Source organism: Mesorhizobium tamadayense (assembly GCF_003863365.1).
Lineage (GTDB): Bacteria > Pseudomonadota > Alphaproteobacteria > Rhizobiales > Rhizobiaceae > Mesorhizobium > Mesorhizobium tamadayense.
Window position 1 is genome coordinate 12,603 of the sequence record NZ_RQXT01000016.1, and the last position, 24,727, is coordinate 37,329.

A 24,727-nucleotide genomic window follows, 5' to 3' on the forward strand; every position below is an offset into this window, starting at 1 on the left:
CCTACTGCCGCTCCGCCTGCCGCGCCGCAACCCTGCGCATCGCGGTCACACGGCGGCGGAAGATCTCCGTGCGCATCGACATCAGGTGCAGCGCGAAGAACAGCACCGTGAAGCCGAGCGCCATAACCGCGAGCGGCCACAGCATCGAGGGGTCGATGGTCGGGCCGCCGAGCCGGAACACCGACGCCGGCTGGTGCAACGTGTTCCACCAGTCGACCGAGAATTTGATGATCGGGATGTTGATGAAGCCGACCAGGGTGATGATGGCGGCGGCCCAGGCGGCCCTGCCGGCATCATCCAGCGCGCGCGTCAGCGCGATGATGCCGAGATACATCAGGAAGAGCACGAAGACCGAGGTCAGCCGCGCGTCCCACACCCACCAGGTGCCCCACATCGGCTTGCCCCAGATGGAACCGGTTATCAGCGCAAGCGCCGTGAAGGTGGCGCCGATCGGCGCGGCCGATTTCAGCGCCACGTCGGCCAGCGGATGGCGCCAGACCAGCGTGCCGAGTGCTGCGATCGCCATGATCGTGTAGCACATCATGGCGAGCCAGGCGAAAGGCACGTGGATATACATGATGCGCACCGTGATGCCCTGCTGGAAATCCTCCGGCGCGGTGAAGCTCATATAGAGGCCGGCGGCAAGCAGGGTCGCCGCGATCGCCGCCAGCCATGGAATGACCTTGTCCGCCAGCCCGACAAAGCGCGTTGGATTGGCGAGATCGGTCAAGCCGGCGAGGCGTGAGGTGGTGTCGCTCATGCCGACCTAAATAGACCGGCAATGTGTCGGGGGCAATCGAGTGGTTGTCGCACCTCTCCCTTCTCCCTGGTGGGTGGATCGGCGCGCAGCGCCGAGACGGATGAGGGGTGTTGGAAGGAATGAGGCGGCGGCGATTTAAAACATGTTGCCAAGCTGGAACACCCATCATCCGGCCGCTTCGCGGCCACCTTCTCCCACAGGGGGAGAAGGCAGAGGAGGAGCTTACGCCGCTTCGTTCACCGTGCGGCTGAGGCGGCGAACCTCCTCGTCATTGAGCAGGCCGCCGGCGCGCAACAGGGATGCGAAGCGGCCGTTGCGCAGCGACAGCTCGGTGAAGCCGCCGAATTCGACCACCTTGCCCTTGTCCATGAACACGACCAGGTCGGCGTCGCGGACGGTGGTGAGACGGTGGGCGATGATGAAGGTGGTGCGGTCGCGGCGCAGCTCGTCGATCGCCTCCTTGACCCGGTCCTCGGTCTCGACGTCGAGCGCGCTGGTCGCCTCGTCGAGCACCAGGATTGGCGCATCCTTCAGCACGGCGCGGGCAATGGCGATGCGCTGGCGCTCGCCGCCCGAAAGCTGGCCGCCGCGCTCGCCGACGACGGTGTCGTAGCCGCCGCTCTTGGCGAGGATGAAATCCTGCGCGGCGGCGGCATTGGCGGCGGCGTGGATCTCGTCATTGCTCGCATCGGCGCGGCCGACACGGATGTTGTCCTCGATCGAACGGTTGAGCAGGCCGGCGTCCTGGAAGACGGTGGCGATCGCGTGCCGCAGGGACTTGCGGGTCACCATGCGGGTGTCGATGCCGTCGATCAGGATACGGCCGCTGGCCGGCGTGAAGACGCGCTGAAGCAAGTTGATGAGCGTCGTCTTGCCGGCGCCGGTCGGGCCGACGATGGCGACCGTCTTGCCGGCCGGCACTTCGAACGACACGTCGTCGATGCCGTGGCCGGAGTTGGCGAACTCGAAGCTGACATTCTCGAAGCGGACATGGCCGGTGACGTTGGTGAGCTCGCGCAGGCCATCGGGCTCGGCGGCATCGGCGGCCGAATCCTCAAGACGATAGAAGTCCTCAAGCTTGGCGCGCGCCTCGGAGATCTGGTTGGCGAAATTCGACATCTGGTCGAGGCGGGCGATCAGCAGCGTGGCGAAGCCGGTGAAGGCGATCACGTCGCCGACGCGCAGCTGGCCGTTGGTGACGAGATAGGCGCCGATCAGGAGCACGATCATCATCGAGATGGTCGAGGACAGCCGATGCAGCGCATTAGCGAGCGCCCACCAGTCGAGCACGGGGTTCTGCGCGTCGAGCAGGTTCTTGACGTAGCGCTTCAGCGTCGCGGTCTCATGGCCGATGCGGTTGTAGCTCTGCAGCACGGCGACGTTGCTGACGGAGTCGGTCACATGGGCGAACACGGTATGGTAGTGGCGCTCGACAGCCGCCTGCCCCGCCTTGGTGCGGCGCATGACCAGCCGGCCGATGCCGAGATAAAGCGCGCCGAGGCCGAGCAGCACCATCGACATGCGGATGTCCATGGAGAGCGCGGTCGGGATCAGCAGCACCAGCGCGACGACCGTCGATAAATGCTGGCGCATGAATTCGAGCCAAAGGCTGAACAGCGTCTCGACGGCGCGCAGCAGCGTGTGCAGCGAATTGGAAGTGCCGCGCTGGTGATGCCAGGCAAGCGGCATGGTGATGACGCGCTCGAAGGATTCGCAGAGCACTTCCGAGCGGCGGGCATGCGCGAAGCGGTCGGCGCCACGCGCTACCAGCACAAAGGCGGTGATGTTGAAGACGCCAAGCGCAGCCCAGACAGCGAGCGTGCCGAAAACCGAACCGTGGTTCGAGATGGCATCGATCACCCGGCCGAAGAGGATCGGCTCGAGTATTGCGACCATGGCGAGCGCGACGTTGGCGCCGCAGATCAGCGCAACGCGCTTCTTGTCAGCCGCCAGATAACCCAGTGCTCGCCAGTAGATTTGCAGAAGTGACACTTCAGCTACTCCGCCAAACTCTTGTTCGTGCTCAATTCCGGAATTGTGCACCGCAGCATTCTTTGACACGTACCGGTTAACGCGTCGCAAAACAATGCCCGTCTATCGCTTACGTTCCCACTTCGCGAACAAAAGATGACGACGGTGCGAAATCTGACGTGATCACCTAACGATTTGAGATAAAAGGTGAAATGTCAGCCTTGCGGCAAAATAATGGCAGCTGCTTTGCGCTGCCACATTTTTAATCACAAGGCGCTTGCTTAGTCGGAGCTAAAGGAGCTTAGAGGCGTTGCCCGGCATCATTGCCAAGTAAAACGCCAAGCTTGGCCGCGCATCCCGGAGGACGCGAGCCTGTAAGCCAAGCCTTTGATTTCACGCAGGTATCTTGACGACGACCTCGGTTTTCTCACCGGCCTTCGGCTCGAAAGACCCCGATTTTGTCTTCGAGCCATTGACTTCGAGCGCGATCGACTTGGCCTTTTTGTCGCGGATGACGCGAACCTTGATCTCGCCGTCGAACATCTTGAGCGTGGCGGCGTAGCCGTCCCAGTGACCGGGCAGCTTTGGCCTAAACGTGATCTGCTTGCCGCGCCGCTCGATGCCAAGAATTCCCTCGACCGCAGCTCGATATAGCCAGCCGGCGGAACCGGTGTACCAAGTCCAGCCGCCGCGGCCGCCTTTTCCTTCGCCGGCGTAGATGTCGGCCGCCACCACGTAAGGCTCGACGCGGTAATGCTCGGCCGCCTTCTCGTCCGAGGCGTGGTTGACCGGGTTCAGCATCGAGAAGCAGCGATAGGCCTCGTCGACGCGTCCCATCTCTGCCAGCGCGATGACGAACCATGTGGCGGCATGCGTGTACTGGCCGCCATTCTCGCGCACGCCCGGCGGGTAGCTCTTGATGTAGCCGGGATCTTTCTGGCTGTGGGAGAAGGGCGGCGTGAACAGCTTGACGATCTTGAGCTCGTCGTCGACCAGCATCCTGGTCGCCTGCTCCATGGCCGTGGTCGAGCGCGCGGGATCCCCCTCGCCCGAGAGCACGCTCCAGGACTGGGCGATGGAGTCGATCTTGCACTCATCGGAACTCTTCGAGCCGAGCGGCGCGCCGTCGTCGAAGCTGCCGCGCCGGTACCACTGGCCGTCCCAGGCCGTGCTCTCCAGCGCCCGCTTCAGCACGTCAGCGTGCTTGGTCCAGGCCTGCGCCCGCTTGCTGTCGCCCTGTCCCTTGGCGACGGGAGCGAAGTCGCCCAGCGTCTTCAGCAGGAACCAGCCCAGCCAGACGCTCTCGCCCTTGCCGCCCTCGCCGACACGGTTCATGCCGTCGTTCCAGTCGCCGCCCAGGATCAGCGGCAGGCCGGCCGGGCTGCTGCGCTTGATGGCTAGATCGAGCGCCCGCGCGCAGTGGTCGTAGAGCGAGGCGGTGGTCTTGGTGATCTCGGGCGTGAAGAAGGCGTCGTGCTCGCCCTCGCCGAGCTCCTGCCCGTCGATGAAGGGGATCTGCTCCTTGAGGATCGCGGTATCGCCCGTCACCTCGATGTAGCGGGCCGTCGCATGCGCCAGCCAGACTACGTCGTCCGAGATGATGGTGCGCACGCCGGCATCGGTGCGCGGCAGCCACCAGTGCTGAACGTCGCCCTCTGGGAACTGCCGGCGGGCGGCATTGAGGATCTGGTCGCGCGCCAGCTTCGGATCGTGCGCCAGCAGGGCCAGCGTGTCCTGCAACTGATCGCGGAAGCCGAAGGCGCCGCTCGCCTGGTAGAAGGCCGAGCGCGCGCGGATGCGGCAGGCGAGGCTCTGGTAGGGCAGCCAGTGGTTGACCATGGCGTTGAGCGCCGTGTCCGGCGTCTCGACCTGGATGGTGTCGAGGAAGCCGCGCCAGACGCGCTCGTTGTCGGCCAGACGCTGGTCGAAATCCTTGCCGCGATGGATTTGCACCAGGGCGCTCGCCTCGGTGGCCGTGGCGGCGTCGCCGAGCAGCCAGATCAGCGTCACGTCGCCGCCGGCCGGGATGTCGATGTCGCTGGCGATCACCGTGCACGGATCGTCACCTGCCTCGACGCGGCCGGACAAGCCAACCCCGCCGAGCACGGCCTGCGGATATTCCGTGGTCCCGTGCCTGCCGATGAACTCGCTGCGGTCGGCGGTCACCGAATGCACAGGCGCCGTCGCGGCGAGGAAGGCCACCCGCTCGCCGAAATCGAGCCCATAAGGGTTCTGCGCCAGCATGGCGCCCGTCGCTGCGTCGCGAGACGGCACAATGGTCGCCGCTGTCCTCGAGCGATGGCCGCCGAGCACCCACTCGGCATAGGCGTAGACGCGCAGCCTCGCCGGCGCCGAGCCGGTGTTCTGGATGCGCAGCCGGGTGATCTTGACCGGATCCACCGGGTCGACCACCTGCGTCAGGTCCATCGACAGCGGCCCGCGCTTCGAGCGGAAGGTGGAAAAACCCTGCCCGTGCCAGGTCTCGTAAATCATCGAGGGGTCGCGCACCACCGCCGCCATCGGCGAGAACGCCTTGCCGCTCAACTGATCGTAGATATAGAAGCCCTCGCCAGGCCGGTTCGACACCGGGTCGTTCGACCACGGCGTCAACTGGTAGTCGCGGCTGTTGCGGCTCCAGGTGAAGCCCGCGCCCTCCGACGAGACGTGGAAGCCGAAGGAGGCGTTGGAGATCACGTTGATCCAGGGCTGCGGCGTCGTGCGACGCCCGGTCAGCCGCGTCACATAGTGGCGGCCGTCGCCGTCGAAGCCGCCAAAGCCGTTCCAGAGGTTGAGGCCGGTGCCGTCGGCGGCGATATCGGCTCCTCCCCGGCTTGCCGGCGTCGGCTCAGGCAATGGCGGCAATGGCTGGCGGGTCGGAATGCCCTCCGCCTGCTGCAAGGCGTCACGGGCCTGCAATGCCGCCGTCTCGGCCCGCTCGAGCTGATCGAAGATGGTGCCATTGCGGGTGTGGAGCGCAACGCGCGCGACCGACAGCAAGGTCTTGTAGGTCGGCTCGTCCATCAGGTCGCGGCGCACGGCGAAGATGTGCTGGCGGGGTCCTAGCTCGCGCCCGCGCAGGCGGCTGTTCTCGCACAACGTCTCCACCGCGCGTTGCAGGTCCTGCACGTAGGAGGACGCCTGCTCGTTGACGACGACGAAGTCGATCATCATACCGCGGGCGCGCATGTATTCCTGGAAGCGCAGCGCCTGGGCGACTATCTCGAGGTCGGCGACGTCGCCGATGCGCACCAGGAAGATCGGGAAATCGCCGGAGATGCTGGTCGGCCACAGGCTGGACTGGCGGCCGAGGCCGGAGGCGATTGATTCGGCCGGCAGGCGCAGGAACGGATCGGGATAGATCAGGTAGCGCGCCAGCTTCTGCACGTTGGCGGCATCGGTCAGGCTGAGGCCGAGATGGCGGGTCTGAACCTGGCTGCGCGTCCAGGCGAGCATCGCCTGACGGGCGAAGCTCTCCTGATGGTCGAGGCGGGCCATCGCGTCGTCGAGCTCGCCGCGATTGGCGCCGACGACGGTCCAGAAGGTCAGCGAGATCTTCTTGTTCGCCGGCACGCGCACCTGGCGGCGGAGCGCCGCCACAGGGTCGAGCGTGAAGCCGTGGCCGCCGCCGAGCCTGACACCGGGATCGAAGGCTACGGCATCCGCAATGGTGCGGCCGCGACCGATGAAGGCGCGCCGGTCGGTCTCGGCCTCCGCGTCACGCGACGGACCCGACGGATCGGTGACGAAATGCACCATGGTGAGGTCGGGCTCGTTCTTGTCGCGCTTGCGTCTGGTGGCGAAGATGGCGCCGTTGTTGGCAGCGATCTCGGTCTCGACGAACATCTTCGAGAAGGCCGGGTGCGCATTGTCCGAGGCCTCGTTGCCCAGCACCAGCTCGGCGAAGGAGGTCACCTCGATATGCCGGTCGGTGGCGCCGTCATTGTAGAGCGTGATGCGGCGGCCCTCGCCATTGCCTTCCGAAATCACGATGCACTCGACTTCCGAACGCAGCGAGCCGACCGACTTGGTGAAGCTCGCCTTGTCGTCGGAAAACAGCGTCTGCACGCGCTCGTTCTCGGCCCGCTTCGGCTCGCCGGTCGCCGACCACCAGTCGCCGGTCGCGGTGTCGCGCAGGAAGATGTAGGAGCCCAGGCGGTCCTCGCTCGGGTCCGGCTGCCAACGGGTGACGGCGAGCTCGCCGAAGCGGCTGTAGCCGGAGCCGGTAGCGGTGACCATGACCGAGTAACGGCCATTCGACATGACATTGGTCGCGCGCAGCCCCCTGATCGGATCGAGTATGATGCGGGTGTCAGGGCTCTCGGTCTCGGTCTCGTCCTTGGAGCGCTCGTCGGCCTCGGTCCTGACGGTAGCGGTCGGAATGTCGCGCGGCGCCTTCTCTTGCAGCAGGAGTTCCGCCGACTCGATCACCGGATCGCTGTGGAAGCGCTCGCGCAGCCGGCCCTCGAAGATGGCGTCCGCCACGGCGGCGATCGACATGCCGGAATGGTGCGCCATGTAGTTCTGGACGACGGCGTGATCTGTGCCCTCCGGCACGCGCTGCGGCGTGAAATCGACGGCGTCGTAGAAGCCGTGGCGGCCGAGCGCGCCGATCGAGCGCAGCCGCATCAGGTTCTGCACCGCTTCGCGCGGGTTGAACTGTGCCGCAAGGATCGTCGCGTAAGGCGCGATCACGGTGTTCTGGCCAAGGCCGCGCTTCAGGCCGAGACCGGGCACGCCGAAATTGGTGTATTGGTAGGTGAGCTCGCGGTCGCGGGCATTATAGGCCGCTTCCGAGATGCCCCAGGGCACGTTCTTGGAGCGCGCGTACTGGATCTGGCGCTTGATGATAAGCTTGCTGGTCTGGTTGAGGATGGAGCCCTGCGGCTCCTTCATCACCAGCGGCGGCATCAGGTACTCGAACATCGAGCCCGACCAGGACATCAGCGAGCCCTTGAAGCCGATCTCGACGATCGGCCGACCAAGCCGGAACCAGTGCTCCGTCGGCAGGTCGCCCTTGGCGATGGCGAACAGGCTGGTCAGCCGCGCCTCGGAAGCGAGCAGGTCGTAGCAGCTCTCGTCGAGCTGGTGCTCCTCGACACGGTAGCCGATCGACAGAAGTTTGCGCTCCTGCCGCATCAGGAAGGAGAAATCCATCTCGAAGGCATAGCGGCGGCAGCGCCCGCGCAGCGCGAGCAGCTTGGTGCGGAGCGCAGTGACGGCGCTTTCGTCATTGTGCGAATCGTGCACATGCGCCTCGCAGGTCGCCTCCAGCCTAGCCGCCCAGTCGGCGATGACGTCGCTCTTCGGCGACGCCGCCTCGACGTGAATGGCAGTGGCGAGCTTGCGGATCTCACCGGCGAGCACCGCGAGGTTGATGGTACGGATCGAGGCCATCTCGGGCTGTGCCTTAATGGTCATCACCGCGCGGCGCATGCCGTCAAGGCGGTCGGCGAGACGCTGGCGCAGCGGCCGCAATTGCCGGCGGTCGTCTGGCAGTTCCTCCAGGCTCTCGTCGAGGATGGTGACGGTGTCGAGGATGCCTTCGAAATCACCCTGCAGGTGGACGGAAGGCGCCTCGGCCCACTCGGAGCAGGCCGCGGCCACCGCGACCAGATGGCCGGCGAGATTGCCGCTGTCGACCGCCGAGATATAGAGCGGGTAGAGCGGCTTCAGCGTCGTCGTGTCGTACCAGTTGTAGAGATGACCGCGGTCGCGCGGCATGTTCTCGATGGTCGTCATCGTGGCGTCGAGGCGGGTGATGGCGTCCGACAGGCTGATCCAGCCGAAGTCGCGCGCCGACACCACCGAGAGCAGATAGACGCCGATGTTGGTCGGCGAGGTGCGCGGCGCCACCACCGGCGCCGGGCTTTCCTGGAAATTGTCGGGCGGCAGATGGTGATGCTCGGCCGTCACGAAGGTTTCGAAATAGTGCCAGGTGCGCCGCGCCACGGTACGCAGCGCATGGATGTCGGCGGCGGAGATGCGCAGCCTGTCCTCGGTCTCGGCCGAACGGCTGATCCAGCAGGCGACCGCCGGCGAGCCGATCCAGAAAATCGCGAAGAAGAAGGCGACGAAGGCGCCGGTGGAATCGGCGAGCACCGGAACGGCGAGGCCGACGACGCCGATGATCACGGCGCCATACATCATGCTGTAATAGGCGCCGAGATCGCTGCCGCCGCTCTTGTGCGCCTGCGAGGCGGTGCGCCACTCGAGAAGGTTCTGGCGGCTGACAAAAAGCCGGTAAAGCGTGCGGATGATGGCATCGCCCATCATCCAGGCGAGATGCGCCATCAGCAGCACCTTCAGCGCCACCAGCGCGGTGCCAAACACGGTGTCGCGCGCAAGCGCCGAGAAATGGCCGCGCGGCGTCTGGTCGCCGCTCTTCGGCAGGATGCCGTTGACGATGTCGAAGGTCGGCGCCATGAACAGGCTGAGGATCAACAGTGCCTGCCACTGCGCGGCCTGCGTGAAGGGCAGCAGCGTCCAGCCGGCGATACAGGCCATCACCCAGAAGATCGGAGTCAGCGAGCGTCGCAGGTTGTCGACCATCTTCCAGCGCGACAACGCCGGAACGCCCGAGCGCGGATCGAACATAAAGCCAAGCAATTGCCAGTCGCCGCGCGCCCAGCGGTGATGGCGCGAGGCATCGACCGAGTAGCGGGTCGGATAGTCCTCGACCAGCTCGACATCGGTGACAAGTGCTGCGCGCGCCAAGGCGCCTTCGAGCAAATCGTGGCTGAGGATGGTGTTTTCCTCGATGCGGTTCTTCAGCGCCGCCTCGAAGGCATCGACATGATAGAGGCCCTTGCCGGTGAATGAGCCATCGCCGAAGACATCCTGATAGACGTCGGAGACGGCGAAGACGTACGGGTCGAGGCCGCGATTGGCCGAGAAGACGCGCTGGAAGAACGAGGCATCGTCGCCGCTGGTGAGCGATGCGGTGATGCGCGGCTGCAGGATGGTGTAGCCGGCGGTCACGACGCGCTTCGGCTGATCGAAATGCGGGCGGTTCAGCGGATGCGCGAGCTTGCCGACCAGGCTCGATACGGCGTCGCGCGTGGTGCGCGTGTCGGCGTCGAGCGTCATCACATAGGTGACTTTTTCCGGCAGCGGCACATCGAGCGGCAGGAAGGTGGTGTCGCTGTCGCCGCGTAGCAGGAGATTGAGCTCGTGCAGCTTGCCGCGCTTGCGCTCCCATCCCATCCAGCAGCCCTGCGCCTGATTGTAGAGCCGTCGCCGGTGCAGGAGATAGAAGCGCGGTGCGCCTTCTGACGGATAGCGGACGTTCAATCTGGCGATCTCGTCGCGGGCATATTGCAGGATCTCGATGTCGGCAGCATCGATCTCGGTCGTGGAATCCGGCCAGTCCGACAGCAGCCCGAAATGGATCTCTTCTGCGGTGTTGGCGAGATGATGCACCTCGATGTTGCGGATATTTTCCTCGACATCGTCGCGCGACCCGATCAGCGAGGGCACCACGACCAGCGTGCGCGCTTCGGCGGGGATGCCGTGCTTGTAGTCGTAGCCGACGAGGCGTGTCGGCTTGAGGAAGAGCGCCATGACGGTGTTGAAGAACGCCAATGCGCCTTCGCTCGCCGGCACCGCGAACAGAGCCAGCATCAGCGTGATCGACTCCGTCGAAAGGCCGAGATTGGCAAGCGCATTGCCGGACAGCACAAGCAGGAGCACCGTCAGCAGGAAGACCGGCACGACGATACCCAGCCAGCCGGTAGCGGCAAAGGCGCGCTTGGATGTCACATAGAAGGGAGCCCGGTAGCCGATCGCCTGTTCCAGCTCCGGCCGGCGTGGCCCGACCAGGAAGAAGCCGACATCGGTATGCACGTCAGGGTCGGCCGTTTCCGGCACGCCAGATGCGTCGGTGACGCCCGGAACATGGCCGGCAAGCTCGATCGCTTTTTCGGCGACGCGGAATTCGGAAAGCTCGGAGCGGCGCGCGAGCTGCTCGATCGCGGTGCGGTACTGGTCGCGCGAGAAGAAATCGAGCGCGGCGAAATCGGTCTTCTCGCGCAGCAGCGTGTCGATACGGCTGACGCCCTCGAACCAGACCGTCCAGTCGACGTCGTTGATGAGGCGCAGGCCGCGGATGATGTTGCCGGTAGTGACATTGCCGCTGGACAGCGTCTGATGCTCGGAGATGATGATCTCCTCGGCGTCGGAGCCGGTCTTCTCGAGCTCGCCCTCCAGCCATTCCAGCGCCCGGCCTGCGTTCTGCGAGCCGTCGCGCAGGCGATAGAGGAGCTGGGTGGCGAAAGTCGTGTCCTGCGCATGCGCGGCGTAGGTCGACAGGATCCTGGTTCGATCGGCGTTGTCATCGGTCGCGAGCACGCGATCGGCGACCTCGTTGGCGATCTGGCGCATCTGCCTGGTGCGGTTGACGCGCACCGCGATGCGGCGAAGGTTTTCGATCAGCACAAAGCGCAGCAGCGACGGCAGCGCCCAAAGCTCGCCGATCTTCAGCGGCTCGACCGACTGGAAGCCCTCGACGATCGCCTTGAACATGGTCGCCGAGACCGCACTGTCGGAATGCTCGACATAGCTCCAGGCAACGACGAAGGCGCGCGGCAACACGTTGCCGTCTGCAAGCTTGAGCGTCGGCAACTGGCGGTAGAAACGGCGCGGCAGGTCGCGCTTGACCTGGAAGATGGTCTCCTCGACCAGATAGTTGTTGTCGAGCAGCCATTGCGCGGCGGGCGTGATCGTCTCGCCCCTGGCCTGCGCGGCATTGGTCGAACGGTAGACTTCGAGAATCTTCTTGGCGCTGTCGCGGATGCGGGCCTGGAACTCGAACGGCGCCAGGCCGAACAGTTCCCTGACGTCGCCCTCGGCAAGCGCGGCACCCAGCGTGCGCAGCCGCTCTTCGGGCAGAAAATTGGAACGTATCGGAGCTTCCGTGACATTCGGGAAGCTGGCGCTCGTCTGTTCGATCTTAGTGAGGTTCGTCTGAATGTTCATTGAGAATTCCGTAAAGCGGGGCGCAATGCGGCGTCACCGCCACGGCAATGGCCCTAAAACCGGTTCAAATGCAATTGGTTGCATTGCGGGTTTGGCCGAAAGTTTATTCGCTCCATGACAGGGGCGTACCCTTTCGACAACTCAAGGGCGAACGCCCCTGCTTCCCGCCCCGGGTTCGATCAGGGAAAGGATTCAGGCTTTTTCGTGATACATGCAAGGGGCCGGGCGATATTTCGCCCGCGCCGCGATCATGTTTGGCAACAGCCGTTAATCGTTGGCGGCGACTGCGTGCAGACGGATCACAAAAAGCAGCCCCTGCCCTTCAGCCTGCAGTCGCAATTTCGGGCCGGTCCGGTCGCACAGAAGCGTGTCGAACGGGCCGAGGCGCGAGACATTGTCGGCGAAGACTTTCACACCGCCACCGACCGGGAGAATGAGCGTGGTGCCGGCACTCCGCTCAATCCGCACTTCGCCCCAGAGCGACAGACGCTCGACCGTGTGGGTCATGCGACCCCGGCGGGTCATGACGTTGAGATCGGTGATCGGGCCGCCGATCAGGGTGGCGCCGGTCGGCACGTCACCCGGAAAGGACAACGGCGCCGAGGCCGCCGTCAGCCGCGTCGGAGGCCGGCCGGCGATGTCGAGCACGATGCCCTCGCCTTCCAGCACCGACAGCGTGCGGTCGATGCCGGCAAAGCCGGAGAAAGGCCCGCTCGTTTCGACGCGGGCCATCGAGATGCGCCAGTCGAAATCGTCGAGACCGGCGCCGTGAGGCGAAACGGCGATCTCTGTCGTCGTGCCGCCGCCATTCTTCCAAGGCATGACGCGGTAGCCGGCGGCCCGAAGGATGCGCATCGCTTCAGCCCAGTATGCCCGGCAGGTTCAGCTGGTGTTCCCTGGCGCATTCGATAGCGATCTCGTAGCCGGCATCGGCATGGCGCATGACGCCGGTCGCCGGGTCGTTCCACAACACCCGTTCGAGCCGCTTGGCCGCATCCGGCGTGCCGTCGGCGACGATGACCATGCCGGCGTGCTGCGAAAACCCCATGCCGACGCCGCCGCCATGGTGCAGCGACACCCAGGTGGCGCCGGACGCGGTGTTGAGCAGCGCGTTGAGCAGCGGCCAATCGGAGACGGCGTCGGAGCCGTCCTTCATGGCTTCGGTCTCGCGGTTCGGCGAAGCGACCGAGCCCGAATCGAGATGATCGCGGCCGATGACGACGGGCGCCTTGAGCTCGCCCCTGGCCACCATCTCGTTGAAGGCAAGGCCGAGACGATGGCGGTCGCCGAGGCCGACCCAGCAGATGCGCGCCGGCAACCCTTGAAAGGAGATGCGCTTGCGCGCCATGTCGAGCCAGTTGTGCAGATGGGTGTTGCCGGGAGTGAGCTCGCGCACTTTGGCGTCGGTCCTGTAGATGTCCTCCGGATCGCCCGACAGCGCCGCCCAGCGGAACGGACCGATGCCGCGGCAAAACAGCGGACGGATATAGGCCGGCACGAAGCCCGGGAAGGCGAAGGCGTTCTCGAAACCTTCGTCCTTGGCGACCTGGCGGATGTTGTTGCCATAGTCGAGCGTCGGCACGCCGGCATTCCAGAACGCCACCATCGCCTCGACATGCTCGCGCATCGACGCGCGGGCCGCCTTCTCCACCGCCTTCGGATCGGAGGTGCGCTTCTCGCGCCATTCGGCCATGGTCCAGCCCTTGGGCAGGTAGCCGTTGATCGGATCGTGCGCCGATGTCTGGTCGGTGAGGATATCGGGGCGGATGCCGCGCCTGAACATCTCCGGCACGATCTCGGCGGCGTTGCCGAGCAGGCCGACCGATTTCGCCTCGCCGGCCTTGGTCCAGCGCGAGATCATTTCCATCGCCTCGTCGAGCGTCTCCGCTTTCTCGTCGAGGTACCGGGTGCGCAGGCGGAAATCGATCGAGTCCGGATTGCATTCGATGGCGAGGCAAGAGGCGCCGGCCATGACGGCGGCCAGAGGCTGGGCCCCGCCCATGCCGCCGAGGCCGGCGGTCAGGATCCACTTGCCCTTCAGATTGCCGTCATAATGCTGGCGGCCGGCCTCGACGAAGGTCTCGTAGGTGCCCTGAACGATGCCTTGGGTGCCGATATAGATCCAGGAGCCGGCCGTCATCTGGCCGTACATCATCAGGCCTTTCCTATCGAGCTCGTTGAACTTCTCCCAGTTCGCCCAATGCGGCACGATGTTGGAGTTGGCGATCAGCACGCGCGGCGCATCCTTATGCGTGCGGAAGACGCCGACCGGCTTGCCGGACTGCACCAGCAACGTCTCATCCTCGCCCAGCGTCTTCAACGCAGCGACGATGCGGTCGAAATCATTCCAGGTGCGCGCCGCACGGCCGATGCCGCCATAGACGACCAGCTCGTTCGGGTTCTCGGCGACCTCCGGGTCGAGGTTGTTCATCAGCATGCGCAGCGGCGCCTCGGTCGTCCAATAGCGGGCGTTCAACTTGTCGCCGCGGGGGCTGCGCACTTCGCGGATGTTGTGGCGGGGATCGGTCATGTCGTCAGTTCCCTTTTGATGAGCTGCAGCGGGCGCGTCAGCGCGCAGCCCAGGCGATCGCGGTTTCGAGAATGGTTTTCAGCGTGGCGCGGATCGGCGCGGCATAAGCCGCATCATAAGGCACCGGCCAGTTGTCCGGCGCGCCCTTCTCCGCAGGCTCGCGCATATAGCCGCGGTTGGAGAGCTCCATCTGCAGCGCGTGCACGCCGTTCTGCGGCTGGCCGAAATGGCGCGTGATCCAGCCGCCCTTGAAGCGGCCGTTGACCACCCAGGTCTCACCGGTCGCGGCGACGATGTCGGCGACCTTGGCCTGCAATGCCGGATCGGTGCTCTTGCCGTCATTGGTGCCGAGGTTGAAGACCGGCAGCGTACCTTCGAACAGGCGCGGCAGCACCGAGCGGATCGAATGGCAGTCATAGAGCACGATCTTTTCGTGCATGCCGCGCAGCCGGTCGATCTCGGCCTGCAGGGTGGCATGGTATGGCACGAAGTAGGTCTCGCGGCGCTCGTCGATCTCCGCCGGCGTCGGCTCCTCGCCCGGACGATAGAGCGGATCGCCGTCGAATGTGTCCGTCGGGCAGAGCCCGGTGGTCGCCTGTCCAGGATAGAGCGAGACGCCGGAGGGATCGCGGTTGACGTCGACGACGGTGCGCGAGATCGCCGTGTGCACGACCGTCGCGCCGAGATCGGCGGCGAAGTCATAGAGCTTGTCGATCCACCAGTCGCAGTCGCGGCGGCCAAGCCAGGTCGAGACCAGCCGCCTGTCGAGGCCGGCGAGATCGATGCCGGTGTGGGGGATGGAGACCAGGAGTGGCGCGGTGCCGCGCGTGACTGTGAGCCAGGGAGGCGTGGTCATCATGCCGCTCCAGCAATCGACGGCAGCGTCACGGCGCTCGCCGCCTTCACCGCGGCGCCGCTGCGCACCAGGGCGATCGCCTTTTCCATGTCGGGATGGAAATGCCGGTCGTTGTCGAGATGCGGCACTTCCGAGCGAACCAGCTTGCGCACGGCTTCCAGCGCTTCACTCGATGCCAGCGGCGCGTGGAAATCGCAGCCTTGCGCGGCGGCTAGGAGCTCGATGCCGATGACGGCGGTCGCATTCTCGATCATACCGAGCAGCCGGCGCGCGCCATGCGCGGCCATCGAGACATGGTCTTCCTGGTTGGCCGAGGTCGGGATGGAATCGACGCTCGCCGGATAGGCCTTCTGCTTGTTTTCCGAAACGAGCGCTGCAGCCGTCACCTGCGGGATCATGAAGCCGGAATTCAGCCCCGGCTTCGGCGTAAGGAAAGCGGGCATGCCGGAGAGCGCCGGATCGACCAGCATGGCGATGCGCCGCTCCGACAGCGAGCCGATCTCGCAGACGGCAAGCGCGATCATGTCGGCGGCGAAGGCGACCGGCTCGGCATGGAAATTGCCGCCCGAAAGCGCGGTGTCGTCCTCGGCGAAGATCAGCGGATTGTCGGTGACGCCGTTGGCCTCGGTCTCGAGCGTGTCGGCGGCCTTGCGCAGCACGTCGAGGGCCGCACCCATAACCTGCGGCTGGCAGCGCAGGCAGTAGGGATCCTGCACACGCTCGTCGCCGACGCGGTGCGATTCACGGATGGCGCTGCCGGCCATCAGATTGCGCAGCGCATCCGCCGTCTCGATCTGGGCGCGGTGCTTTCTCAACAGATGGATGCGCGGGTCGAAGGGCGCATCGGAGCCGCGCGCGGCATCGGTCGACAGCGCTCCGGCGACCAGCGCCGACTGGTAGAGCGTCTCGGCCTCGAACAGGCCGGCGAGCGCATAAGCCGTCGAGAACTGCGTGCCGTTGAGCAGCGCCAGGCCCTCCTTGGCGCCGAGCGTCACCGGCTCCAGCCCATGCGAGACGAAGGCGACCTTTGCCGGGAAGCGACCGTGCGGTGTGAAACATTCGCCGACGCCGATCATGACGGCCGTCAAATGCGAGAGCGGCGCGAGGTCGCCCGAGGCGCCGACCGAGCCTTGCGCCGGCACCACCGGAATGACGTCGTTGGCGAGCATCCCCTGAAGCAGGTCGATGGTCTCGGCGCGCACGCCGGAGGCGCCCTGGGCGAGGCTGGCGAGCTTCAGCGCCATCATCAGCCGAACCACAGCGACCGGCATCGGCTCGCCGACGCCGGCGGCATGCGACAGCACGATGTTGCGCTGGAGCGTTTCGAGATCGTCGGCCGGGATGCGGACGCTGGCCAGCTTGCCGAAACCGGTGTTGATGCCATAGACCGGCTCGCCCTTGGCGACGATGCGGGCAACCGCCTCGGCGCTGGCCTTGATCTTCGGCCGGCAGGCGTCGTCGAGCTTCGGCATCGCGCCGCGATAGATGGCGCGCCAGTCGGCAAGCGTCGCGCTGCCGGGCTTCAGGATCAGTTCGGTCATTGTCCTCTCCAGATACGGGCATGGAGCGGGTTGAAGCCCATGCGGTAGACGAGTTCGGCCGGGCGCTCGATGTCCCAGATGGCAAGATCCGCCGATTTGCCGGCCTCCAGCGTGCCGGTTCTGTCGAGCATCCCAAGCGCACGCGCGGCCTCGCGGGTGATGCCGGCAAGGCATTCGTCGACGGTCAGGCCAAAGAGCGTCGCGCCCATGTTCATGGTGAGCAGCAGCGAAGTGAGCGGCGAAGTGCCTGGATTGCTGTCGGTGGCAACCGCCATCTTCACGCCGTGCCGGCGGAAGAGATCGACCGGCGGCTTCTTCGTCTCGCGGATGAAGTAATAGGCGCCGGGCAGGATGGTCGCGACGGTGCCGGCCTTGGCCATCGCCGCGGCGCCCTCCTCATCCGTGTATTCGAGGTGGTCGGCAGACAGCGCGCCGTAGCGGGCGGCAAGGGCTGCGCCATGCAGGTTGGAGAGCTGGTCGGCATGAAGCTTCACCGGCAGGCCGAGCGCCTTGGCCTTGTCGAAAACGCGCGCGACCTGTTCCGGCGAGAAGGCGATGCCCTCACAGAAACCGTCGACGGCGTCGGCGAGCTTTTCGGCGGCAACCGCCGGCAGGATCGTTTCATTGACGAGGTCGACGAAAGCGTCCTTGTCGCCCTTGGCTTCCGGCGGCAGCGCGTGGGCTGCGAGACAGGTCGTGCGGATCATCACCTGTCGTTCGCCGTCAAGCCGACGGGCGGCGCGCAGCGATTTCTTCTCATTGTCGAGGTCGAGACCATAGCCGGACTTCACTTCGACAGTCGTGACGCCCTCGGCGATCAGCGCGTCGAGGCGCGGCAGCGTCTGGGCGACGAGCTCGTCCTCGCTGGCGGCGCGCAGCGACTTGACCGAAGAGACGATGCCACCCCCTGCCCGCGCCACTTCTTCATAGGTGGCGCCGGCCAGCCGCATCTCGAATTCGTTGGCGCGGTTGCCGGCATAGACAAGGTGCGTGTGGCAGTCGATCAGGCCGGGCGTGATCCAGCGGCCCTCGCAATCGATTGTTTCGGCGCCCTGCCCGAATGGGGCCGGCATGTCGGCTTCCGCGCCGGCATAGACGATAAGCCCGTCACGCGCTGCGACAGCGCCCTTTTCGACGATGCCGAGCCCCGCCGCGCCCTCAACCATGGTCACCAGACGCGCATTGCGCCAGAGACGAAGGCCGCCCTGTCTATTCTCTCCACCCATCATCTTTTCCATTTGAAAGGATGACGATTATGTATATACATATCGGGACGCGACGCAAGTGGTAATGTCGCTCTGGCATTCAGATTCGGGAGTTTGGACGTGACGGCGATCTTTGCGGAACAGGCGCTGCTGCCCGAGGGCTGGCAAGGCAATGTGAGGATCGCCTTCGACGGCGGCCGCATCGCGACGGTCGAAGCCGGCGCCGCCCCGCAGGCCGGTGACGAGCGCCATGCCATTCTGTTGGCCGGCATGCCCAATCTGCACAGCCACGCCTTCCAGCGCGGCATGGCGGGGTTGGCCGAATTGCGCGGCCCCTCGGCCGACAGTTTCTGGAGCTGGCGCGAGGTGATGTACCGCTTTGCGCTGTCGATGACGCCGGACCAGGTCGAGGCGGTGGCGGCGCAGCTTTATGTCGAGATGCTTGAGGCCGGTTTCTCGCGCGTCGGCGAGTTCCACTATCTGCATCACGACAGCGACGGAAACCCCTATGCCAACATTGCCGAGATGGCGGAGCGCATCGCGGCGGCGGCGTCAGAGACCGGCATCGGGCTGACGCTCCTGCCAGTCTTTTATGCTCATTCCGCCTTCGGCGGCGCGACGCCCAACGAAGGCCAGCGGCGATTCATCAATGATGTCGAGCGGTTCGGGCGCTTGCTTGAGAAAAGCCGCGAAGGCGTGTCGCGGCTGGAGCAGGCGGTTATCGGCGTCGCGCCGCACAGCCTGCGTGCGGCGACGCCGGACGAGCTCAACACGGTCGCGGCAATGGCACCGGACGGCCCGATCCACATCCATGTCGCCGAGCAGGTGAAGGAAGTGGAGGACTGCATCGCCTGGTCTGGAGCGCGGCCGGTCGAGTTCCTGCTTGGCCAGGCATCAGTGGATAAGCGCTGGTGCCTGATCCACGCCACGCATATGACCGAGGCCGAGACGATCGCCATGGCGCAGAGCGGCGCGATCGCCGGACTCTGCCCGGTCACCGAGGCCAATCTCGGCGACGGCACGTTTGCCGCACCGTTGTTCATCGAACAGGGCGGCCGCTTCGGCGTCGGCTCCGACTCCAATGTGCTGATCGGCCTGCCGGACGAGCTTCGGCAGCTGGAATATTCGCAGCGCCTTGCCCATCGCGCCCGCAACGTGCTGGCGCGTTCCGGCGGCTCGACCGGGCGCGCGCTGTTCGACGCCGCGCTCGACGGCGGCAGTGTCGCGCTCGGTGCCGGGCCATCAGCTATTGCTATCGGGAGCCGCGCTGATCTGGTTTCGCTCGACGGCGGCCATCCCTCGCTCGCCGGCAAGGCGGGCGATGCGACCCTCGACGCCTGGATCTTCGCCAATGGCAGCAGGGTCGACTGCGTCTGGGTGCACGGCAAGAAGCAGGTCAGCGGCGGCAGGCATGCCAAGCGCGAGGCGGTTGCCAAGCGGTTTCGCGAAGTAATGACGGCGCTTTCACAAGGCTGAGCAGGAAAAACCCCGATGAGCCTGGTTGAAACGGATGACGTGGAGAGTGGCGAGAGCATTTCGCTGCATCAGCGCATCTTGTCGGACATTCGGGAGAAAATCCTCTCAGGCGCCTGGGCGCCCGGCCATCGCATCCCGTTCGAGCACGAGCTGACGGCCGAATATAAATGCTCGCGCATGACGGTGAACAAGGCGCTGTCGCAGCTGGCCAAGGCGGGGCTGATCGAGCGCCGCCGCCGCTCGGGCAGTTTCGTGCGCCAGCCGCAGTCGCAGGCGGCGGTGCTGGAGCTCCACGACATCAGGATCGAGGTCGAGGCGCTCGGCCTGCCCTATCGCTATGAGCGACTGAAGCGCATGAAGCGGCGCAGCAGCGCCGAGGACCGGTCGCGGCTCGGACTGCCCGCGCCAGGGCCGGTGCTCTGGCTTGAGGGCCTGCATTTTGCCGGTGAGCGGCCGTTCGCGCTGGAGCAGCGGCTGATCAATCTTTCAGCCGTGGCCGGGGCCGCCGAGGAAGAGTTCTTCGAAATCGCTCCCGGCCCCTGGCTGATCGGCCGCGTGCCGTGGAGCGAGGCCGAGCATCGTATCCGTGCCGTGGCGGCTGACGAGAGCATCGCCGACGCGCTCGACATCGACCCGGGCGCGCCCTGCCTGGTGGTCGAGCGCCGCACCTGGAGCGCGGAGCACCCGGTCACCCATGTGCGGTTCGTCTATCCGGCGGAAAGCCATACGCTGGTGGCGCGGTTCACGCCCTCGCAGGGGTAGCGGGACAGAGTCCCCCTCACCCAGCCTCCGCTTCGCTCGGCTTCTCTCCCCGAGGGGAGAGGAGCCTGTCAGCGCCAGCGCAAACCTCTTCTCCCCAGCGGGGAGAAGGTGGCCGCGCAGCGGCCGGATGAGGGGGAGAGTGACAGCTTACAGCGCCGCCGTGATAATGATCTCGACCAGATATTCCGGGCCGGCGAGCTTGGCTTCGCCGGTGGCGCGGGCCGGCGTGTGGCCTTTCGGCACCCACTTGTCCCATTCGGAATTCATCTCGGCGAAGGTGCCCATGTCGGCCAACCAGATGATCGCCTGGACGATCTTGGTCTTGTCGGTGCCGGCCTTGGCCAGCAATTCGTCGATGGTCTTGAGGATGTCGCGGGTCTGCGAGGCGACGTTGCCGCCCGGCTCGCCGACTTGGCCGGCCAGATAGACGGTGTTGCCGTGGATGACGATCTGGCTCATGCGCGGGCCGACATCGATGCGACGAATGCTCATTGCGAGGGTTCCTTCGTTTTGGGAGTCGTGCCTCTTTAGAGTCCGTACCGGCCCCGGGCAAGGCCGCCGGAGGCGAAACCAATTGAGCCAATTGTCTGGCCCAGCATCGTCACATACACGCCGAGTTGACCGGCCGAGACACAATTCCGCCGGTCTGTCGTGTTGACTAATGTAATAACATCACATATCGACGATGCACTCGATCTAGCGGACCGCCCGGAACGTCTGATGACAAATGCCTGCCTGACCTTCCGCGACCTGACTCTCGGCTACAATAGCCATCCGGCCATCCATCACCTCAACGGCATCGTCAGGAAGGGCTCGCTGACCGCCGTGGTCGGCGCCAACGGCTCGGGCAAGTCGACGCTGATGAAGGGCATCGTCGGCGTGCTGAAGCCGATGGAGGGCACGGTTGTTCGCGCGCCCGGCGTGCGCACCGCCTATCTGCCGCAGCAGTCGGAGCTCGACCGCAGCTTCCCGGCGCGCGTCGTCGACCTGGTATCGCTCGGCCTGTGGCCGAAGCGCGGCATGCTCGGCCGCTACACCAAGGAGGATCGCGAGTCGGTCAGCAAGGCACTGATGGCGGTCGGGCTCGGCGGCTTCGAAGCGCGCCCTCTCGACACGCTCTCCGGCGGCCAGTTGCAGCGCACGCTGTTTGCCCGCGTGCTTTTGCAGGACGCCGACCTCATCCTGCTCGACGAGCCGTTCAACGCGGTCGACGCCAAGACGGTCGGCGACCTCATCCAGCTCATAAAACGCTGGCAAGGCGAGGAGCGCACGATCATGGTCGTCGTCCACGACCTCGACCTTGTGCGGCAGAATTTCCCGGAAACGCTGTTGCTCGCCCGCCAGCCAGTTGCCTGGGGCGATACGAGGGAGACGCTGCAGCCGGAAAACCTGCTCAAGGCGCGCCGCTTCCACGAGGCCTGGGAAGAGAACGCGCCCTGGTGCGAGCCGAGCGAGCACGATCACAGCCATGACCGTGGGCATGATCACGACCATCACGCGCACACGCATGATCTTCATCACGACCACGGCTCCGGACCGAGGGTTGCGTGATGGAATTCCTCTACGGCCTGTTCATCGCACCCTTCGCCGATTTCGCCTTCATGCAGCGAGCACTGTTCGGCTCGCTGATGCTGTCGCTCGGCGCCTGCCCGGTCGGCGTCTTCCTGATGCTGCGGCGCATGAGCCTGTCGGGCGACGCGATGGCGCATGCGATCCTGCCGGGCGCCGCCGCCGGCTTTCTGCTCTATGGCCTGGAAATCCTGCCGATGACGGTCGGCGGGCTGATCGCCGGCATCATCGTCGCGCTCGGCGCCGGTGCGGTCTCGCGCTTCACCATCCAGCGCGAGGACGCCTCCATGGCGGCCTTCTATCTCATCTCGCTCGCCGTCGGCGTGCTGATGGTGTCGATCCGCGGTTCCAGCGTCGATCTCATGCATGTTCTGTTCGGTACCGTGCTGGCGCTCAACAACGAGGCGCTGATATTGATCGGCGGCATCGTGGTGGTCACGCTTGTAAGCCTTGCCATCTTCTGGCGCGCGCTGGTCGCCGAATGCCTCGACCCGCTGTTCCTGCGCTCGGTGAGCTGCATGGGCAGCCCGGTGCATTTCATCTTCCTCGGCCTCGTCGTGCTCAACCTAGTCGGCGGCTTCCAGGCGCTGGGCACCTTGCTGTCGGTCGGACTGATGATGCTGCCGGCGGCCGCCGCCCGCTTCTGGACGGTGCGCGTCGAGCCGATGTGCGTGCTGGCGGTGCTGATCGGCTTTGCCTCCTGCATCGCCGGGCTGCTTCTGTCCTATCACGCCTCGCTGCCATCCGGCCCGGCAATCATCCTGTCGGCCGGCGTCGTCTATTTCTGCTCGATCCTGTTCGGCTCGCGCGGCGCGTTGCGCGCCCGCATCGTGCATCACCGCCACCGGACCGCCTGACCTCAATCCCCAAGCAAGGAGACCTCCCCAATGCTGAAATCCTTCCGTGCCGCCCTCGCGATGAGCGTTATAACATTAAGCGCTTTTGCGACCTCGTCGGCCTTTGCTGCGCCGATCAAGGTGGTGGCGAGCTTCACGATCGTTGCCGATTTCGCAAAAAATGTCGGCGGCGACCGCGTCGACATCACCACCATCGTCGGCCCGGACGGCGACGCGCATGTCTATGAGCCGAGTCCGGCAGACGCGGTGGCGATGGCGGGCGCCGACGTGGTGCTGGTCAACGGCCTGCATTTCGAAGGTTTTCTCCAGCGCCTGGTCGACGCCAGCGCCACCAAGGCCTCGATCGTCACGCTGACCAAGGGCGTCACCCCGATCGACTTCAAGCCGGAATTCGCCGATGCCGATGCGGCCGAAGGCGCCGACACCGGCGGCAAGACCGTCACCGATCCGCACGCCTTCCAATCGATCGCCAATGCCAAGATCTATGTGAAGAACATTGCCGATGCCTTCTGCACGGCGGACAGCGAGGGCTGCGACAGCTACAAGGCCAACGCCGCCGCCTACACCACGAAGCTCGATGCGCTGGAAGGCGAAGTGAAGGCGGCGATCGAGTCGATTCCTCCGGAGAAGCGCGTCGTCATCACCTCGCATGACGCCTTCGGCTATTTCGAGCACGCATACGGCCTCACCTTCCTGGCGCCGCAGGGCATCTCGACGGAATCCGAGCCTTCGGCCGCCGACGTCGCCAAGCTGGTCGAGCAGGTCAAGCAGGACAAGGCGGCGGCGATCTTCGTCGAGAACATCACCAATCCGCGGCTGATCGAGCAGATCGCCGGTGAGACCGGCATCAAGGTCGGCGGCACGCTCTATTCGGATGCGCTGTCGCAGCCCGACGGCCCGGCCGCGACCTATATCGACATGATGCACAACAACATCACGCAGATCAAAGGCGCGATCCTCGGCAGTTGAGCAGGGTCCTCCCCAACCGGGTCAATTCGGCCCGGTTGGATTTTCCGGTCGGGCATCGCTATTTGGCAGAGAAATCTTCCAGCACGCATTGCCGCCCCTGCCTTGGAGTGGCAAGACTGCCGCCAAACCAGATTGCGAGGACACCGCCATGGAATACCGCCAGATCAGCGAGGACTATTCGGTCTCCGGCCAGATCCAGCCCGAGGACATCGCCGCCATCAGGGACGCCGGCTTCACAAGCGTGATCTGCAACAGGCCGGACAACGAGCAGCCGGGCCAGCCCTCGGCCGACAGCGTCAAGGCGGCGGCCGAAGCCGCTGGGCTCGCGTTCCGCTACATCCCGGTGATCAGTGGCCAGATCACCATGGACAATGTCGAGGATCAGGCCGAGGCGCTGGACGAGCTCCAGGGGCCGGTTTTCGCCTATTGCCGCTCCGGCGCGCGCTGCACCAATCTTTATGGGTTGATCCAGCAGCAGAGGGGCTAACAGTTTTTTGGGTTGAAGGCCGTCAATCGCGAATGCTGGCGATCCTTCACACCCCCTCTGGCCTACCGGCCATCTCCCCCGCAAGGGGGGAGATCGGATGTCGCGGCCGCTTTCGCCGCCGTCGGTGAAGCTGCAAATCTCCCCCTTGCGGGGGAGATGGCCGGTAGGCCAGAGGGGGTGCTGTCCCTCCGACATATCCAGTAAAATCCACTCAGTTGAATGAGCTAAATCGGCAGCGCCCCGGTTTCCTTCAGCGTCTCCAGCACAATCGCGGTCTTCACATGCTGCACGGATTCATGCGGCAGGAGCACGCCGTTGACGAATTCCGACAATGATTTGAGATCGGGCGTCACCACCTTCAGGATGTAATCCATCTCGCCGGTCAGCGCATGCGCCTCCTGCACCTCGGGCAGGCGGGCCACCAGCTCGCCGAAGCGGCGGGCGTTGTCGCGGTTATGCGTGGCTAAAGTCACCGAGATGACGTTGACCAGCGAGAAGCCCAGCCGATCGCGGTCGAGCACAGCGCGATAGCCCTTGATGTAGCCGTCTTCCTCCAGCCGCTGGCGGCGGCGCGAGCATTGCGAGCCCGACAGGTTCACCCGCTCCGAAAGATCGTTGTTGGTGAGCCGCGCATCGCCCTGCAACAGAGCCAGTATCTTGCGGTCAAATTGATCGAGGCGCGCATCATCCATGGATTTTCCTCCAATCATGCACAATCCACGCATATGAAGAGCATTTCAAGCGTTTAAATGCAAGCACCGTGCGGCCGCT

16 protein-coding genes are annotated in these 24,727 nt (G+C 65.3%); 6 read left to right on the top strand and 10 right to left on the bottom strand.

Annotated features, from left to right (window positions below):
* Position 1 precedes the first annotated feature (1 nt).
* The 8 genes from EH240_RS14925 to hutI form a co-directional block, all read right to left on the bottom strand.
* Complete coding sequence (locus tag EH240_RS14925) at positions 2-760, bottom strand: heme ABC transporter permease (protein ID WP_124999405.1); 759 nt, start codon at positions 758-760, stop codon at positions 2-4.
* Positions 761-982: 222 nt separating this feature from the next.
* Positions 983-2,752 (bottom strand): glucan ABC transporter ATP-binding protein/ permease, encoded by a 1,770-nt coding sequence (locus EH240_RS14930; protein ID WP_124999407.1) that lies wholly within the window; start codon positions 2,750-2,752, stop codon positions 983-985.
* Positions 2,753-3,124: 372 nt separating this feature from the next.
* Positions 3,125-11,704 (bottom strand): glycoside hydrolase family 94 protein, encoded by an 8,580-nt coding sequence (locus tag EH240_RS14935; RefSeq protein ID WP_124999409.1) that lies wholly within the window; start codon positions 11,702-11,704, stop codon positions 3,125-3,127.
* Between the two features lie 267 nt (positions 11,705-11,971).
* On the bottom strand, positions 11,972-12,559 hold the full coding sequence (locus tag EH240_RS14940; protein WP_124999411.1) for a HutD/Ves family protein: 588 nt from the start codon (positions 12,557-12,559) through the stop codon (positions 11,972-11,974).
* Between the two features lie 4 nt (positions 12,560-12,563).
* Complete coding sequence (gene hutU / locus EH240_RS14945; RefSeq protein WP_124999413.1) at positions 12,564-14,234, bottom strand: urocanate hydratase; 1,671 nt, start codon at positions 14,232-14,234, stop codon at positions 12,564-12,566.
* Positions 14,235-14,271: 37 nt separating this feature from the next.
* Positions 14,272-15,090 carry an N-formylglutamate deformylase gene (gene hutG / locus EH240_RS14950; RefSeq protein WP_124999415.1) on the bottom strand — a complete coding sequence of 273 codons (819 nt, stop codon included), beginning with the start codon at positions 15,088-15,090 and terminating at the stop codon, positions 14,272-14,274.
* A complete protein-coding gene (gene hutH, locus EH240_RS14955) occupies positions 15,090-16,631 on the bottom strand; it encodes a histidine ammonia-lyase (RefSeq protein ID WP_124999417.1) in 1,542 nt (513 codons plus the stop codon). Before hutH ends, hutG begins: the two co-directional genes overlap by 1 nt.
* On the bottom strand, positions 16,628-17,857 hold the full coding sequence (gene hutI, locus EH240_RS14960) for an imidazolonepropionase (RefSeq protein ID WP_124999419.1): 1,230 nt from the start codon (positions 17,855-17,857) through the stop codon (positions 16,628-16,630). Before hutI ends, hutH begins: the two co-directional genes overlap by 4 nt.
* A gap of 99 nt (positions 17,858-17,956) precedes the next feature.
* Between hutI and EH240_RS14965 the strand changes: the two genes are divergently transcribed.
* The gene (locus tag EH240_RS14965; protein ID WP_124999421.1) at positions 17,957-19,312 is read left to right on the top strand and encodes a formimidoylglutamate deiminase; all 1,356 of its coding nucleotides are present in this window, start codon (positions 17,957-17,959) and stop codon (positions 19,310-19,312) included.
* 15 nt (positions 19,313-19,327) lie between these two features.
* Entirely contained in the window at positions 19,328-20,074 is a 747-nt protein-coding gene (hutC, locus tag EH240_RS14970) for a histidine utilization transcriptional repressor HutC (protein WP_124999423.1), read from the top strand.
* A 147-nt stretch (positions 20,075-20,221) separates the two neighbouring features.
* Here the strand turns inward: hutC and EH240_RS14975 are convergent, their stop codons facing one another.
* Positions 20,222-20,566: a RidA family protein gene (locus tag EH240_RS14975; protein ID WP_124999425.1), complete on the bottom strand. Its 345-nt coding sequence runs from the start codon at positions 20,564-20,566 to the stop codon at positions 20,222-20,224.
* A 228-nt stretch (positions 20,567-20,794) separates the two neighbouring features.
* Between EH240_RS14975 and aztA the strand changes: the two genes are divergently transcribed.
* The 4 genes from aztA to EH240_RS14995 all read left to right on the top strand — a co-directional run bounded on the left by aztA (position 20,795) and on the right by EH240_RS14995 (position 23,956).
* A complete protein-coding gene (gene aztA / locus EH240_RS14980; RefSeq protein ID WP_124999427.1) occupies positions 20,795-21,625 on the top strand; it encodes a zinc ABC transporter ATP-binding protein AztA in 831 nt (276 codons plus the stop codon).
* Complete coding sequence (gene aztB, locus EH240_RS14985; protein WP_124999429.1) at positions 21,625-22,500, top strand: zinc ABC transporter permease AztB; 876 nt, start codon at positions 21,625-21,627, stop codon at positions 22,498-22,500. The genes aztA and aztB overlap by 1 nt, the downstream gene beginning before the upstream one ends.
* Before the next feature lie 30 nt (positions 22,501-22,530).
* Entirely contained in the window at positions 22,531-23,469 is a 939-nt protein-coding gene (aztC, locus tag EH240_RS14990; RefSeq protein ID WP_124999431.1) for a zinc ABC transporter substrate-binding protein AztC, read from the top strand.
* Between the two features lie 148 nt (positions 23,470-23,617).
* Positions 23,618-23,956, top strand: a complete 339-nt coding sequence (locus tag EH240_RS14995) for a protein tyrosine phosphatase family protein (RefSeq protein ID WP_124999433.1) — start codon at positions 23,618-23,620, stop codon at positions 23,954-23,956.
* Between the two features lie 224 nt (positions 23,957-24,180).
* Here the strand turns inward: EH240_RS14995 and EH240_RS15000 are convergent, their stop codons facing one another.
* Complete coding sequence (locus tag EH240_RS15000; protein WP_124999435.1) at positions 24,181-24,648, bottom strand: Lrp/AsnC family transcriptional regulator; 468 nt, start codon at positions 24,646-24,648, stop codon at positions 24,181-24,183.
* Positions 24,649-24,727 lie beyond the last annotated feature (79 nt).